Annotated in this window: 21 protein-coding genes, 1 tRNA gene and 1 pseudogene; 21 read left to right on the top strand and 2 right to left on the bottom strand. The window is 61.0% G+C overall.

Annotated features, from left to right (window positions below; translation table 11 throughout):
* From EOC06_RS17710 to EOC06_RS17620, 21 genes and pseudogenes are all read left to right on the top strand, one after another.
* Nucleotides 1-1230, top strand: a pseudogene (locus tag EOC06_RS17710) (hypothetical protein); the annotation flags it as partial.
* Nucleotides 1230-1652: a hypothetical protein gene (locus tag EOC06_RS17705; RefSeq protein WP_128308376.1), complete on the top strand. Its 423-nt coding sequence runs from the start codon at nt 1230-1232 to the stop codon at nt 1650-1652. The pseudogene EOC06_RS17710 and the gene EOC06_RS17705, both read left to right, overlap by 1 nt.
* Before the next feature lie 32 nt (nt 1653-1684).
* Nucleotides 1685-1864 carry a hypothetical protein gene (locus EOC06_RS17700; protein ID WP_127409280.1) on the top strand — a complete coding sequence of 60 codons (180 nt, stop codon included), beginning with the start codon at nt 1685-1687 and terminating at the stop codon, nt 1862-1864.
* The gene (locus tag EOC06_RS17695) at nt 1861-2100 is read left to right on the top strand and encodes a hypothetical protein (protein WP_128308375.1); all 240 of its coding nucleotides are present in this window, start codon (nt 1861-1863) and stop codon (nt 2098-2100) included. Before EOC06_RS17700 ends, EOC06_RS17695 begins: the two co-directional genes overlap by 4 nt.
* An 89-nt stretch (nt 2101-2189) precedes the next feature.
* Nucleotides 2190-3992 carry a phage terminase large subunit gene (terL, locus tag EOC06_RS17690; protein ID WP_206631206.1) on the top strand — a complete coding sequence of 601 codons (1803 nt, stop codon included), beginning with the start codon at nt 2190-2192 and terminating at the stop codon, nt 3990-3992.
* A gap of 1766 nt (nt 3993-5758) precedes the next feature.
* Nucleotides 5759-5995 carry a hypothetical protein gene (locus EOC06_RS17680; protein ID WP_128308374.1) on the top strand — a complete coding sequence of 79 codons (237 nt, stop codon included), beginning with the start codon at nt 5759-5761 and terminating at the stop codon, nt 5993-5995.
* A gap of 31 nt (nt 5996-6026) precedes the next feature.
* Nucleotides 6027-6215, top strand: a complete 189-nt coding sequence (locus EOC06_RS17675; RefSeq protein ID WP_128308373.1) for a hypothetical protein — start codon at nt 6027-6029, stop codon at nt 6213-6215.
* A 126-nt stretch (nt 6216-6341) separates the two neighbouring features.
* Nucleotides 6342-7121, top strand: a complete 780-nt coding sequence (locus EOC06_RS17670; protein WP_128308372.1) for a hypothetical protein — start codon at nt 6342-6344, stop codon at nt 7119-7121.
* On the top strand, nt 7087-7809 hold the full coding sequence (locus EOC06_RS17665; RefSeq protein WP_164898632.1) for a hypothetical protein: 723 nt from the start codon (nt 7087-7089) through the stop codon (nt 7807-7809). The genes EOC06_RS17670 and EOC06_RS17665 overlap by 35 nt, the downstream gene beginning before the upstream one ends.
* A gap of 33 nt (nt 7810-7842) precedes the next feature.
* Nucleotides 7843-8874 carry a M28 family peptidase gene (locus EOC06_RS17660; RefSeq protein ID WP_128308370.1) on the top strand — a complete coding sequence of 344 codons (1032 nt, stop codon included), beginning with the start codon at nt 7843-7845 and terminating at the stop codon, nt 8872-8874.
* The gene (locus EOC06_RS17655; protein ID WP_128308369.1) at nt 8871-9083 is read left to right on the top strand and encodes a hypothetical protein; all 213 of its coding nucleotides are present in this window, start codon (nt 8871-8873) and stop codon (nt 9081-9083) included. Before EOC06_RS17660 ends, EOC06_RS17655 begins: the two co-directional genes overlap by 4 nt.
* Nucleotides 9080-9835, top strand: coding sequence for a hypothetical protein (locus tag EOC06_RS17650; protein ID WP_128308368.1), 756 nt, complete (start codon nt 9080-9082; stop codon nt 9833-9835). Before EOC06_RS17655 ends, EOC06_RS17650 begins: the two co-directional genes overlap by 4 nt.
* A complete protein-coding gene (locus EOC06_RS17645) occupies nt 9832-10146 on the top strand; it encodes a hypothetical protein (RefSeq protein ID WP_128308367.1) in 315 nt (104 codons plus the stop codon). The genes EOC06_RS17650 and EOC06_RS17645 overlap by 4 nt, the downstream gene beginning before the upstream one ends.
* Nucleotides 10147-10209: 63 nt before the next feature.
* Complete coding sequence (locus EOC06_RS44845) at nt 10210-10332, top strand: hypothetical protein (protein ID WP_281062086.1); 123 nt, start codon at nt 10210-10212, stop codon at nt 10330-10332.
* A 150-nt stretch (nt 10333-10482) separates the two neighbouring features.
* On the top strand, nt 10483-10695 hold the full coding sequence (locus EOC06_RS17640; RefSeq protein WP_128308366.1) for a hypothetical protein: 213 nt from the start codon (nt 10483-10485) through the stop codon (nt 10693-10695).
* 84 nt (nt 10696-10779) lie between these two features.
* Nucleotides 10780-11178: a MarR family winged helix-turn-helix transcriptional regulator gene (locus tag EOC06_RS17635; RefSeq protein ID WP_128308365.1), complete on the top strand. Its 399-nt coding sequence runs from the start codon at nt 10780-10782 to the stop codon at nt 11176-11178.
* Entirely contained in the window at nt 11159-12172 is a 1014-nt protein-coding gene (locus EOC06_RS17630) for a site-specific integrase (RefSeq protein WP_128308364.1), read from the top strand. Before EOC06_RS17635 ends, EOC06_RS17630 begins: the two co-directional genes overlap by 20 nt.
* Entirely contained in the window at nt 12169-12327 is a 159-nt protein-coding gene (locus EOC06_RS40195) for a hypothetical protein (protein WP_164898631.1), read from the top strand. Before EOC06_RS17630 ends, EOC06_RS40195 begins: the two co-directional genes overlap by 4 nt.
* Nucleotides 12328-12441: 114 nt before the next feature.
* On the top strand, nt 12442-12591 hold the full coding sequence (locus EOC06_RS40190) for a hypothetical protein (protein WP_164898630.1): 150 nt from the start codon (nt 12442-12444) through the stop codon (nt 12589-12591).
* Nucleotides 12592-12670: 79 nt separating this feature from the next.
* Nucleotides 12671-13135, top strand: coding sequence for a hypothetical protein (locus EOC06_RS17625; protein ID WP_128308363.1), 465 nt, complete (start codon nt 12671-12673; stop codon nt 13133-13135).
* A 449-nt stretch (nt 13136-13584) separates the two neighbouring features.
* Complete coding sequence (locus EOC06_RS17620; RefSeq protein ID WP_128308362.1) at nt 13585-14385, top strand: Crp/Fnr family transcriptional regulator; 801 nt, start codon at nt 13585-13587, stop codon at nt 14383-14385.
* Nucleotides 14386-14387: 2 nt separating this feature from the next.
* Here EOC06_RS17620 and EOC06_RS17615 read toward each other — a convergent pair.
* Nucleotides 14388-14472 (bottom strand) — tRNA-Leu (locus tag EOC06_RS17615).
* A 288-nt stretch (nt 14473-14760) separates the two neighbouring features.
* Nucleotides 14761-15111, bottom strand: a 351-nt coding sequence (locus EOC06_RS17610) for an NUDIX domain-containing protein (protein WP_128308361.1), incomplete at its 5' end; no start/stop codon positions are given.

The following is a 15111-nucleotide window of genomic DNA, read 5'->3' as shown; positions in this document are numbered from 1 at the left end:
GGCTACAAGGCCGACGTTGCTGCCGACCGTTCAACCGTGTCGACCGACAAGGGGATCGTGGCCGGATACAAGTCCGATGTCGCCGCGGATAAGGCAACCGTCGCGGCCGATAAAGCCACCACCCTTGGGTACAAGAACGCCGCAGACGCCGACAAGGTAGCCACGGCGGCTGACCGGGTACAGACGGGTCTCGACAAGACCGCGACTGCTGCCGATAGGGTGCAAACGGGGCTCGACAAGACGGCAACCGCTGCCGATCGCGTACAGACCGGCCTCGACAAGACTGCCACCGCTGCCGATAGGGTCCAGACGGGCCAGGATAAGGTGGCGACCGCTGCCGATAGGGTCCAGACTGGGCTCGACCGGACCGCCGCTGCGGCCAGTGCCGCCGCTGCCGCCGGCTCTGCCGGGTCGGTGACGCCCGTTGAGGCCCAGATACACGCCGCGACCGTGCAGGTTGTTGCCGACGCTGACGAGATTGGATTCACCCGCTCTGCCGCGTCTTGGGCACTGGGCAAGCTAACATGGGCGACCCTCAAGTCGGCGATCAAGACCTACATTCAGTCCTCCGCTCTGTCGATCACTGGAACCCTTTCAGCCACCGGAAACATTCAGTCCGGCCCAGCGGGGACCAACGGCAGCGTCATCCTTCAGAACGGGACTTCGATTGAAATCGGAGCGGGGCGCACGGCAGACGGTTTGGCTTTCCTCGACTTCTCGGCAGTGTCGGGCGCTGACTACAACGCCCGCATCATCCGCAATGCCGGAGCAAACGGGGACCTCTCCTTTTCCAACCTCGGAACCGGAACGTTCGGTATCTCCTCCGGTGGAACCTTGTCCCTCAACGGTGTGGCGGCGGGCCTCTACTACAACGGCGTCCGTGTCTACACCTTGACCGAGAACGACGCCCGCTACGTCCAGCCAGCCAGCATCAATTACGGCGCAGGCAGCGCGGCCTTGGCCTTCGGCGCGGTCGGTTCCTACGCTCTGGTTTTCAGCCTCACGGCCACAGCACTCACCGAGGGCATGACTGTTGCAGGTTCAACGCTGCAACCGGGCGGCTGGGTCGAAAGCGTGACCTCTGATCCCGGCGACGACGTTGGCTTTGGCAATTCCGGTAACTGGATCAAAGGCGGCACAGCCTTGGCCGGGACTTGGATGATCTGCTCGCGCGTCGGGGGCTCGGCCAGCGTTAAGCGCCGCTTCTTTCTCGCTAAAAGGGTTTCATAATGGAATACCGCAATTCCGCCTATAACTCCGATGGCGGCATCGACATGGAGATCAATCACCCGGCATTCGGGTGGATACCGTTCACCGCCACTGCTGGGGACTCCGAGCAGCTTGGTAGGGACTTGTACGATCTTGCGGCGGGTACAGCGGCGGCCTACGTGCCCCCGCCCCCTCCGACAGCCGACGAACTCCGGGAGGCAATGCCGACCATCACCCAGCGCCAACTTAGGCTCACCCTCGGGAAAGCGATGGTCGAGGACATCGACGCGGCGCTCGCCGGAGACTGGGACGCCACGACAGAGTGGACCACCGCCTCGGTCTTCCGCCGCACCCACCCCCTCATCATCCAGCTAGGCGCACAGTTCGGCTTCACCCCCGAACATGTCGATGACCTCTGGACCTTCGCGCAGACAATCAAATGACCCCCTTCACTCTCATCGCAGGAACTACGACCGTGGACAACACCACCTCGGCGGTCGCGGTCTCCGCAGTAACAAGCACAGTGTGGCTCCCGTGGCTCCACATGGCCTCTGACGGTGCTGCCCTGATCGCACCCCTCCTGGGCACCCTTTGGCTGATCGTTCAGATCGTCGCCAAGGTCCGGGAACTTCTCCGAAAGGACAAAGACAAATGAGCAAGGCGAACTCCTCGCTCCTCGAAACCATCCACGGCCTGATCGCCGAGGACATGCGTAGGCGCCTCGAAGCAGGCGAGTGCGAAGCCAAGGACTGGGCGGTCATCGTCAAGTTCCTGAAGGACAACAACATCGACGCCGACATTGAGGCGAACAAGGACGCCGAGGACAGCTTCAACCAGCTCGTTCAGGCGGCCCAGCGGCGCATCTCGCAGACCGCATCAGACCTCCAATAGGAGCCCCGTCAGGCAGCGTTCGGGTCACCGGGTAGGCAACCACCTCCCCGGCCCCTAGCGCTCGTCCTGGCTCTCCCCTGAAGGGAACAGTGACCAAACAAGCCCTGAACTCCTCGACCAGCCTCTCGTCGCCTGTGCGCCTTGAGGACGACTTCAAGACCTTCCTCTATCTCCTCTGGAAACACCTGAAGCTCCCCGAGCCTACGCGGTCGCAATACGCGATGGCCGAGTGGCTCCAGAACGGCCCCTCCAAGTTGGTCATCATGGCCTTCCGGGGGATCGGAAAGAGCTGGGTCACGGCGGCCTACGTCTGCTGGCTCCTCTACCGCGATCCTCAACTGAAGATCATGGTGGTGTCGGCCTCCAAGACCCGCGCCGACAACTTCTCCACCTTCACCCTGCGCCTCATCAACGAGGTGCCATTCCTCAAACACCTGAAGCCCACAGGCGACCAGCGCAACTCGAAGATCGCCTTCGACGTGGGTCCGGCCACGGCTGACGACAGCCCCTCGGTCAAGTCGGTCGGCATCACCGGCCAGCTCACCGGCTCCCGCGCTGACGTGATCATCGCCGACGACATCGAGGTCACCAACAACTCCGCAACGCAGGCCATGCGCGACAAGCTCAAGGAACTGACGAAGGAGTTTGCCGCTATCCTGAAGCCCTTCGATCCGGTCTTCATGAAGCACGATCCGAAGATCATCTACCTCGGCACCCCGCAGACAGAGCAGTCGATTTACAACGCCCTGCCCGAGCGCGGCTATGAGATACGCATCATCCCCTCCCGTTACCCCACAGCGGCCCAGCAGGCTCGTTACGGCACACGTCTGGCCTCCTACCTCCTCCGAGACCTGAAGGGCTCCAAGGACCTCGTAGGCAAGCCTGTATGCACCCGCTTCAACGAGGAGAAGCTGATGGAGAACTTCGCGGAGTACGGCGCTGCCGGCTTCGCTCTCCAGTTCATGCTGGACACCTCACTGGCCGACGCGGACCGCTACCCGCTCAAGCTCCGGGACTTGATGGTGATGGACCTCGATCCCAAGAGCGCCCCTATCCAGCTCGCATGGGGCCTAGACAACGCCAACGTGGTCAACGACGTGCCCACCGTAGGGTTCGACGGGGATCGCTTCTACAGGCCCTTCATGGTCTCCAAGGAGGACTGGAAGCCCTACACCGGAATCGTCATGGCTATCGATCCTAGCGGTCGTGGTGGCGACGAGACGGGCTACGCCATCGTGGCCACGCTCATGGGCCGGCTGTTCCTGCTGGATGCTGGAGGCTTCACTGGCGGCTACGAGGATCCAACCCTCGAAGCTCTGGCGATGAAAGCCAAGGAGTATGGCGTCAACGAGGTCGTCATCGAGCCCAACTTCGGCGACGGCATGTTCAATAAAATCCTGGCCCCCGTCATGGCCCGCATCCACCCCTGCAAGATCAGTGAGACCGAACGGTCCAAGGGTCAGAAGGAACAGAGGATCGTGGACACGCTGGAGCCGGTCCTGAACGGCCACCGCCTCGTGGTCGACCGCCAGCTCATCGAGCGGGACTACCAGTCCACCGAGAGCTACCAGCCCGAGCACAGGAACCGCTACAGGCTGTTCTACCAGATGACGCGCATCACCCGTGAGCGCGGTGCCATCGTGAAGGACGACAGGCTCGACGCCCTCGCCCTGGCTGTCCACTACTGGACCTCCGTCATGTCCCGTGACGTGGAGAAGGCAGCGGACCAAGCAAGACAGGAAGCCCTCGACCGGGAGTTGAAGGTCTTCATGGCCCATGTCCTCGGCGGGAGCCCCAAGGGCTACTCCAAGGCCGGCCCTGCCCGTAAGGGACCCTCCGCACAAGAGAGGGAGAGAGCAGAGGCTAAGGCCATGTTCTACGGTATGGGTTGATTACGACACACTTCAGGAAAGGCCCCTCCGGTTGCACTATAGTGTTATAGGGGCTGTACCTGCATGTCTCCTCCAGTCGCTAGAGGGGGTCCCTATGGGGCCTCTTTTAGGGGCGTTTGATGTGGCCCTTTAGGGGGCGTTGAATGTGCCCCGATAGGGGGCGTTACATGTGACCCGATAGGGCACCTCCAGGCACACGGCAGTGCCTCTTAGGGGATCGAGCACAGCTCTCCCTCCCTCCTCCTCCAATCATGTAGACCCTGAAGTGGCCCTGTAGTGACGTAACGGGGATTTGAACTTGCCTGATAGCCACGCGCCATTAGTATGCGGCCGCGTAAGAGGGGTCGGCACAGATGTCGCTACATCGTTACAGCGGAGCTTTTCAGCCCGCCGAAGTCGACCTACTCCAGCGGGTCTTCGACAAACTCTGCGACAAGCGCTTTCTAGCCAAGGACGGCGACGAGAGGGATTCCCTCGCTCTTGAGATCATCTCCGCTTTCCGGAACGGGATCACGGACGAAGACGAATTGCTCCAGACTCTTTCAACGCTTCGTTGAGGCTCGTTTCAAACTGACGGAAAAATCCGAGGGGTCGAACTCGACAGTTGATGAACCGCGCGACCCCCCGTGCCCCCTCGTCTCTTACGCGCGAGTGCCCGTGCCAGTTCTGCCCGAGCACCCTAGGGCACACATGCGGGCACAATCCACGCTCAAACCCTTACGGCGCAAGGCTTGGCGCTGGATATGGTAACCAATGGGCGGCCAAACGTGGCACTGATGGCCCGATCTATCTCATTCAAGCGTTATGCTATTACGTGTCTGTCAGAGACTATCTGTTTCAGTATCGATCGGATACCCAGTCACCAATGGATACCGCGATACCGGGTGCGCAACCCTAGCGCCACGATAGCCACCGCACGGGCCATGATCCGGGACACCGCACGGCAAGCCAAATCAGGCACCCGATAGAGCCCCAATGGTGGCACGATAGGCGCACAAATAGCCCGTTAACGGCATAATCACTAGGCCATCTGTATTTTTTTTCGCAACGGAATCAGTGCTTTAGATGTATTTTTGCCAAAAGCCCATATTTTCCGCTTGCTATTTGTCCCGTTGCCGGGCCATATTCGGATCACAGAAACGGACACGGAAGGAAACACAAACGAGATCGAACCGGGGCGAGGCTTCCGCCCGATAAGTGAGCCAAAGGCGACACCTTAAGCAATGTCCGGCCATAGTATCCAGAGCCACGGTGTCAGAGACCGTGAGGAGCCGATAGCGCGGGGAAGGCGATTTGCCGCGCACCTTACCAAACACTGGAGTGGGTCCAATACACGGGACTTGCGTGAGAGATAGCCAAAGCCGCTTTAGGGCGGTGTTTCTGGGAACGGATACGGGCGAAGGGTAGCGTGAGACGTAGGGGATGCCACGTGGCCGCCAGAGTGCCTTCAGGGCATGAAGGGAACCGGACGGGATACGCAAGACAAAGCGTTGAACGGTGAACCGGGGACTAGGTTAGAGACAGCACGTCTCACTAGCGGCAAATCAAAAGCAAACTAGGCAAACAATAACGGGCCGGGGAGCAATGACGCTTCCCGGTCCGACCATTGCTTTAAGTCATCTGCTAGTAAGCCCGATGACGTCGCGAACACTGTCAGATTAAACGCACCAAGCCATTGCGCTGATAGTGTGTCAGTCCTGTCCCGGCTCACATAGGGGACCACGGCAGAACACTAGCGGATGACTTAAACCAATGGGAAAGCAACCATGAACGACACCATAGCACTGAACAAGCTTCGCAGAGAATGGGAAGCGGACCGCCTGCCCTTGCCGCAGTATCTCGCCGGGGTGCAACGCCTCGTCGCCGTGGATATCGAGCGCAAGCAACGGGCAGCGCGGGCCGCAGCGGCAAGAGAACGGACCGATAGGGCCTTGCTCCTGCTCATGCCAATCGCCGGGGTCGCATTCGTCGTCCTCACCATCGTCACTCTTTTGTCCAGATAGTCCCGGTAACGGGCCAATAAGAGCCGCTAACATGGCAGACCGGATCACGCTTTTCATCAGCCGCGAGAGTGCCGAACGGGCTGGGTTTAGGGCTAGGCGCTCCGTCAACCAATTCAAGGTCATTCCGGCCACCCTACGGGACGACGACACGGGCCACATTGAACGCGGCTTCCGGGTCGCGCTGCTGAACGCCGCCGGTCACCCGGTCGGATCGCTTTGACCATATCAACCCGTTAACGGGACAATCGGAGAAACTGACATGTGCAAGAAATGTGCTGACGAGGCTCCTGAAGCCCACGATAGAGAACCTGAACTGCCGAAGGGTGTCGTTCGGGTCAACGATAGGGTGACCAAGACCGACCCGGAAGTGGGCTTCGTGCCTGCCGAGTGGGATGGCTACTATGGCGGCGGCCAGCGCTACCGCCGGTATGTGCTGGTGTGCGTCTCGGGGCGCTATTGTGGCGCGGTGGACAGTGCGAGCGTCCTGCTTGTCGATGGGGTCGAGGATTACACCAGTCTCACCCAGGGTTACGCCGGGGGAGACCTCCATTTCGTCGCTCTTGATGACGGCGACGATCCCTACGACGCGGTCATCAACCACCTCTCCTCTTCCTTTTCGCCTTGGCACGCCCAACCGTGGTTCCGCGAGCACATTGGACGCTGGGCCGAGCACATGCCGCGCTTCTCGACCAAGTTTCCGGGGCTAGTGGCCTACTACCAGACGCCGCAGAAGCGGAAGGCCGGAGTGCTGACGCCGATCAAGCCGGGGAAGTACCTGAAGAAGTATTTCGGCGATGTCCTCTCGGAGGAGTTCATTCAGGAACAGGGCCTCGCGTGGCAGTCGTTCTTCAAGCCTGCCGAACTGAAGGTCACCCAGGACGCCGACGAGGTGCAGGACATCTATGAGAACGGCCCCAACTCCTGCATGTCCAAGAGCGCGGACGAGTTTAGCGGCGAGTGCCACCCTGCCCGCGTTTATGCTGGACCTGACCTCGGGGTCGCCTATCTCGGGTCGACCGACAACGCCTCGGCCCGGTGCGTGGTCTGGCCGGATAAGAAAATCTTCGGGCGGATTTATGGTGACTACCACCATGGGCTCCGCTCTGGAAGCTGCCGGCTACCGTGAAGGCGACGACGATGACTTCGTAGGTGCCCGCCTGCGCCGCTTCTACGACGGGGATATCTACACGGTCCCCTACTGCGACATTGGGGACTACGCCAGAGACGACGGAACTCACCTCATCCTTGGTCGTGGCGACATCTACATGCAGTACACCAACGGAACCAACTCGGAGAACCCCGACAGGTGCCGCTGCGAAGACTGTGGGTCGCGGATGGACGAGGGCGACAGTTACTACGTCTCCGGCTCAGGCATATCGGTGTGTGAGAGCTGCTACTGCGACAGCTACTTCACCTGTAGCATCATTGATGAGGTGTTCCATGTCGACACCATGGTCGCTTCGCCAGACGGCTACAGCATCAGTCGCCGCGCCACCGAACGGTACAGCAGCGGCGTGTTTTACTGCGACGGCACCCAGCTTTGGTATCCGACCAGCAACTTCGACTACGTGACGCTCGCTGACGGCGACACCTACGTCCAGAGCTACGCCGACGAGCACGCCTTCCTCTGCGAGTTCTCGGAGGAGTGGTTCGACAACGACGAGTGCTGCGAGCTGGACGATGGCCGGGTCTTCGCTTGGGAAGCCACCCGCAACCTGACCCAGCAGTTTTGGGACTGGAAGGACGGCGCAGTCGAAATCGGCCGCATCGACCATCCGCAGCAGCTCGAACTCGACCTGGCCCTCGCAGCCTAAGCCCACCTCAACGCACCATTAGGAGACCTAACGATGGCCTTATCAGCCGACGAAAACACTATCCTTGACATGTTCTCCTATATGCGGCCCTCCGGGTCCGCCGCGGAGGCGGCCTTTGTCGACAAGTTCCTGACGCCTCTCGGCTTCAAAAGGGACGACTTCAGCAACCTCGTGCTCCAGATCGGCGACAAGCCGTCGATCCTGTGGTCATCCCACATGGACACGGTTCACTACGTCTCCGGGACGCAGACCCTCGACTACCGGAACGGCATCCTGACGCTCTCCAAACGGGCGAAGAAAGGTGCCTCCTCGTGCCTCGGGGGGGACGACACCGCTGGGGTCTGGCTCATGACCGAGATGGTTAAGGCCGGGGTCGAGGGCCTCTACATCATCCACCACGCCGAGGAGCGCGGCTGCATCGGATCTTCCAATCTGGTCCAGCACGACGCCAAGTTCGTGGACGGGATCAAGGCCGCCATTGCCTTCGACCGGCGCGGCTACGAAGACGTGATCACTCACCAGTCGGCGGGTCGAACTGCCTCGGACGCCTTCGCCCGGTCTCTCGCCTCGATCCTTGGCGGCAAGTACAGGCCGGACGACAGCGGCACCTACACCGACACGAATGAGTACGCCGGACTCATCCCGGAGTGCACCAACATTTCGGTCGGCTACTTCAACCAGCACACCCGCAGCGAGCGGCAGGACGTTCATTTCCTGCTCGGTCTCCGGGACACCCTCATCACCGCGGATTTCTCCACGCTGGCCATCAAGCGGGACCCGCAAAGTGGCCCGTACGACGACTACAGGGGCGGCTTCCATAGCTTCAGCGGATCGAGCCGCTACCGCTCCTCCACGTCACTCTCCAGCGGCCACACCTTGGAGGGACTGATCAAGCAGTACCCGGACATCGTGGCCGACATTCTGGAGGCCCAGGGCTGGGACGTTGGGCACCTGAAGGCTGAAATCTCATCCTACTACGGCGGCCTGTTCGATGACCGCGACGACGACGACGACACACTCTCCCTCAACAACCACCACCGCGCACCTTGGAGCGATGCAGCATGAGCACCCGTTGGATAATCCGCAACACAGGCAATGGAATGTTCGCCTCGGTCTCTGACCGGCGGGCGGGCGTCAAAGGCTACCACGTCAACAGCTACCAAGCGCGGGTCTTCGACAGTCTTGGCGATGCCAGCTCTCGCTGCGCTCCCGACGAGCGCCCGTTCCCGTACTTCATCCCGCGCACCTGCGCCGCCATGCGGAGGGGCGTATGAGAAGACAGGCTGACCGCCCTCTCCGCGTACTCATCGGCTGCGAGTTCAACGGCACTGTTCGCCGCGCCTTCGCCGCCCGTGGGCACGACGCTTGGTCTTGCGACCTACTGCCCGCTGCCGATCGATCCAACAAGCACCGCGTCGGCGACGTTCGGGACTTCCTCCACCTTGGGTGGGACCTCCTCATGGTGGCACACCCGCCCTGCACCCGGCTCTGTAATTCCGGGGTCCGCTGGCTGTCCGAGCCTCCCGGCCGACTGACCGCCGAGCACTACTCGGCCACGGAGATTGCCGCCTACGCGACCATGAGCCAAGTCGAGCGGCTGGCCTTCATGTGGCGAAAGCTGGACGAAGGCGCGGCCCTGTTCTCGGACCTCTGGAACGCCCCTATCGAGCGGGTAGCCATCGAGAATCCGATTATGCACACCCACGGCAAGCAGCGCATTCGAAACTACCGGGAGTTCGCACAGACCGTTCAACCATGGGAGTACGGAGACCCAGAGAGCAAGCGCACCTGTCTCTGGTTGCGCGGTCTGCCGGCCCTCACGCCGACCTACAGGACGTGGGACGAATGCCGTGCGGCCCTCTGTCTGCCTGATGGCGCCAAGCCGGCGCAGCGCGTCCACAGCGCACCTCCAGGCCCCGCTAGGTGGGCCGAGAGGTCCAAGTTCTTCGACGGGATCGCCAACGCCATGGCTGACCGGTGGGGTGACCTGCCGGCGGCCCCAGTCACCTATAGGGAGGCAGCATGATCGTCTACAACGTCCAGCGCCGCTGGTTCACCATGAAGAACGATGCCGAGGCCCACCGTAAGGCGCTCGGTCTGCCACCTTCGGCCACCTTCACGCTGCGGATCGGTGGCAGAGACGACCTCGCGGACCTCCTGAATGGTCTATGCGAGCTTGGCGCACAGATCGACGGAGCCAATCCAAACCCGCCGCCCGAGGTGATCGAGCGCAACCAGATCGCCAACGAACCCCCGGACTGCGTGCCGGCTCTTTCTTGTCAGGGAGTGGCAGCAGAAAATGCAAGCACAACTCAAAAAGTAAGCAGAACTTATTGACCGACATAAGGGAGGAGGAGTATATTCCTATCACACCAGCAGCCCGCCTGGAGGGTGACGACGATGGGTAAATCCACGGTCCTCCTGCTCGGCTACGGCTTCATGAGTGCCACAGGCGTGGTCGGCATCGGCGCCCTCCTGTGGAACTGGTACTTCCGATGGCTTTTCGTGCGGCGAAAGCGGTAGCGCACCGTGGGGGTGCGACAAATTGGGCCTTATGTTTCATCCCTAAATATTTAGTGATGGACGTAAGGGTATTTTGGGAAGTAAGAGAGTTAACCATCCCGTCCACGGGACATTCCTGCTCTCTTGCATTACACGAGGAAGTCGAACTAAATGAGCCTGTCCGTTGTAGCCAATCCCGCCACCGTCCAAGCAGCGGGTTACTGTATTAGAGAACTCACCCTTGCCTTGGAGTTCATAGCCACTACGCTTAGAGCCGTGGCTGACGGACACCAGACCGAGAGCCATATGGTGCAGACGCCGTTCGTCATGGCATTAGGAAAATTAAACGACCTAACCCCTGTTATCATCGCAAAAGCAGCGTAAAAGGCCCCTCAAGCTGCGACTGCTCCCACTTACTCAAAACGATTGAGGGGCGATTTCAGACGCAGCATTGCGAGAGGGACACACATGTACGCCGAAGCCGACGACTACAAGCGAGACATCAGGAACCTGATCAGGGTGGTTGAGGAGTTCCGAACGTTCGACGCTCAAATGGAACTCTCTCAACTCCTTGTCTACCTACTCATCGCCGCCTCTCCGGGCAAAAAAGTTGCCGATTTACTCCCGGTCACGGGACTTTCTCGGTCAGCCCTTTCGAGGAACATTCTGGCTCTGTCGGGCGGCGAATATCGCGCCGATCACCGAGCCGCCGCCAAGCCCGGCCTCGACCTAATAACGACGGTAACGGACCCCTTTGACGGTCGGGCACAACTCGCAGCACCGACCCGTCGAGGCGTCTCGCTGGCCGAGAAGATTTCGAAGTTCTTGCATCTGGAGACACCCGACAATGGCAAGGAAGCGAGGTAACAAATGGCAGGCAAGCGTCACCGACGCGAACGGTAAACGTCACCGCCCTGCATTCGACACAGAGGCCCAGGCGGTGGCTTGGGAAGGCGCGGCGAACCTCGCCGTGCAGGAAGGACGAGCCCTCCCTCCCGTAGCAACCGGCAAGGTCGGTAACCGCGACCTCGCCCTCCTTGGCTCCCTGTTCGAGCACGTCAAGCGCACCCACTGGGCCGGCATGAAGTCAGAAGCGACCGCCGTCCTGAACGCGAAGACAGTGGTCGAGCACTTCGGCGAGAAGAAACCTGTGGCCGACATCGGCTCCGCTGACATCGCCGAAATGAGGGCCGATCTGGCCGACCGGGGCCTGTCGCACTCGACCATCAACCGCAAGTGCGCGGCCCTGTCGAAGATGCTACACGTCGCCATCGACGCCGGGGTCATCGTCAAGATGCCCCGCATCCGGTTCTCGAAGGAGGAGCAGACCAAGTTCCGCTTCGTGGACGAGCTGGAGGAGCGGGCTATGCTCGCCTACTGGGTAGCCGCCGGGGACCAAGACCTCCGCGACCTCACGGAGTTCCTGATCGACACCGGAGCCCGCTGCTACTCGGAAGCCATGGACGCCCGGTGGGACGCTTTCGCTAAGGGGTTCACCTCGGTCACCTTCTGGCACACCAAGACCAACAAGCCGCGCACCATCCCGCTCACCCGGAGGGTCCGCGAGACGCTCACCCGAAGGCAGAAGACCCTACACAACCGAGAGGGTCCCTTCACGGGCGGGTCGAAGGACACCATGAAGGGTCGCTGGGCCACCATGAGGTCCACGACAGGGCTCCATGACGTGACGCCCCACACGCTGCGCCATACGTGCTGCACTCGGCTGATCAATGCCGGTGTCGACATCAAACGCGTGATGACGTGGATGGGGCACACAGAGCTGACCACCACGCTCCGCTACATGCAGATCAGGCCGAACGGTCTGGATGACATCGTGGCATTGCTGGAGAAAGCGGCGTGAGGGAGCGCCTCGAAATGCTCGGCGGTCGTGTGTTCTACTCGGACGACAACTGGCTGACCATTTGGGAATTTCGAGGCAGCGACAAAAAACCCCGCAGGGTCCGCAACCAGGAGGAGGCTGACCAAATCCGCTTCCTAGTCGTGGCGCAGGGATGAGGAGATACCTCACCTACGTCGGCGTCGTGTCCCTCTGCGGCATCGCGTGGTTCTATCTTGTGGTGTATCTCGCCTCACGCTAATTGGGTTCTTCCGCACAGCAGGGAGTGACCCATGAAATCTGTAGCCATCGGCCTCGCCGCCGGCATCATCGCCATTCTCTTACTCACGATCCTCCGGGTGCCGGGGGCTGACCTTTGGGGTGCCCTCTTTGGCATCGGTCTCGGCCTCGGCGTGGCCTCCCGGACCAAACGCACCACCTAACTTCCACCTTCCGCCTTCTGACCTGTTCGCCCTGGCTGACCGCCGGGGCTTTTTTTGTCCCGAGAAAGGAACCAGTCGCATGAAACGCATCCTCCATGGCCTCCTCGCGGTCTGGCCACCGCTCGCCCTCGCCGGCCTGTCCTTCGGCCTCGCCGCCTGTCCCTCGCCGGGTCTCATCGACATGGGTATTTGGGACAACATCGCCGCTGGCATCGCCGGGGCCACCTTCATGTCCGATGTCGGCGCTCGCTTCGCCGAGTACCGAAAGGCCCGCGCCAAGATCGCCCAATTCGAGGGCAGTCCTGCGCTCGGCAACGCCTTCTACCAGCTCGGCACCTACCATAAGCGCTCGTGGTGCCAGAGAACGGCGCTCCGCTGGGCCGCCACCGACGTCCTCGGGCCGAACGGTGGGCAGATCGTCAAGCTCTGGTACACGGCGCTCGGCTACCGCTGGTGGCATGTGCTGCCGGACGGGACCTTCAGCCGCCAATCTCCATTCCTGAAGGTGGGCTTCTGGTCCTCCGTCGTGGGGGTGAAGGCGTGAGGATGCGTCAACAAGGGACATCGACACGGCCTCCGGCTCGCCGGTGTGCACATTGGTACGTTTGTTACCCAGGCCCGGGCCCAGGGTTGCCTCTCATCGCCATAGAACTATGTTTTGTACCATGGCACAGCCCCTTCCGTCCGCGCCTGTGAAGGCTTCGTATCAACTGATCGTGGACCACTACGAGACAGCGGTTTCACTCCAGGAGCGCATTGTAACTCGCAGTCGGCAAGTCGGCTTATCTACGGAAAGAGACGACGAGTTTCTAGAGCATTTGACTGCCTCGCTGATGCGGGCGCGCAAAACCTTGGCTCGCGCAGGTGAAAGCAATCAATAAATTCCGGGACATCCAAGCGCAGCAGGCCTAGGATGCGCTATCGGCGGCAACTGAAAGGGCGTCCGTCGGCTGTGAGCGATCATCATGCTTCCGCCCCAACTGGGAGGCAGCTATGACAAGCTCCAGTTCACAGACCTATGTGGCAGCGCAGCCACACACCGCCCATAATCGCCCCCAAAACTCCATCTACCGCAATGAGTTGCTGATCCGTATGTGCTCGGCAGACTTGGCATTGCTGCAACCTCATTTGGCGAGCGTCTCCCTTGGGCTGAAGGCGCATCTCGAAGTGGCGGGCTCACCGATCAAAACCGTGTACTTCTTCGAGAGCGGCCTTGGATCAGTGGTGGGCGAGTTGCGGCCCGGCATCGAAGCTGAGATCGGAATCATTGGTTGCGAGGGCATGTCCGGCTCAGCCCTTGTGATGGGCGATGACCGATCGCCACATGATTGTTACGTCCAATTGGAAGCCCGAGCCTTTGGTATCGATGCAAGCACCTTCACCAAGGCGCTTTTGACGAGCCCAACCCTGCGCACTTTCCTGCTCCGATACGTCCACTATTTTCACCTCCAGGCAAGCTTCACCGCTCTGGCGAATGCTCGCATGAACATCGTAGATCGGCTCTCGCGATGGCTGGTGATGTGCGATGATCGCGTCGAAGGGAATCGCTTGTCGATCACACACGAGTTCTTATCGATCATGCTCGGTGTCAGGCGGCCCGGCGTGACCATCGCGCTCCAAATTTTGGAAGGGCAGGGCTTGATCCGGTCAAATCGCGGAGAGGTTGTCATTGTCGACCGAACTGGTCTTGTTCGGTTGGCTGATGGGTCCTATGGCCGGGCCGAGGCAGAGTACCTCCGTTTGGTTGGACCGCTCGCGCCACGCTACATCCACGCGCTAAAGTCGCCAGATTGAAGTGGTGCGCGTGAAGGGACTCGAACCCCCAAACCTTGCGGCGGCAGGACCTAAACCTGCTGTGTCTACCAGTTCCACCACACGCGCTTCGGTGCTCCGTGTACCGAACCCCGGACACACTGGCAAGACTGTGCCCGAAAGTGTGCCCGGTGTGCCCAAGCTGTGCCCGGACTTGTGGACACCAGGGAGAATTTCCCAATAAAATCAGAACCGCGTCACGCCCATCACCTGATTTAGGTTCCAGTGCCGAAAGGCGTGGGGGTTCGAGTCCCTTCATCCGCACCACCCTTCGCTCTTCGAGCTTCGGGTGGCGGGCCACCCGAATAGATGAAGGAGTGTCCTCCCGAAGCCTTGGCTAAGGAGGACCGGCGCCGTTCAGGCGGCGATCGGGTTGAGCTTTAGATGCTGGATCAGGATAATGGTCTTGGCGTCGATGATCCGGCCATCGGCGATGCCGGCCAGCGCCTCGTCGAGCGGCATTTCCAGAACCTCGATGTCCTCGCCCTCTTCTTGCGCGCCGCCGCCGGCCGAGATGCGGTCGGCGGGTGAATAGCGGGCGATGAAGAACCAGAGACGTTCGGTGACGCTGCCGGGGCTCATATAGGGCGAAAACAGCCGCTCGACGTTCTGCAGCCGGTAGCCGAGTTCTTCCTCCGCCTCCTTGCGGATGCAGGTTTCGGGATCGTTTTCGTCCAACAGGCCGGCACAGGCCTCGATCAGCGGCTC

Source organism: Mesorhizobium sp. M7A.F.Ca.MR.362.00.0.0, assembly GCF_004023175.1.
Lineage (GTDB): Bacteria > Pseudomonadota > Alphaproteobacteria > Rhizobiales > Rhizobiaceae > Mesorhizobium.
The sequence above is the reverse complement of the archived record's forward strand: the minus strand, read 5'-3'. Positions and strand labels throughout refer to the sequence as shown.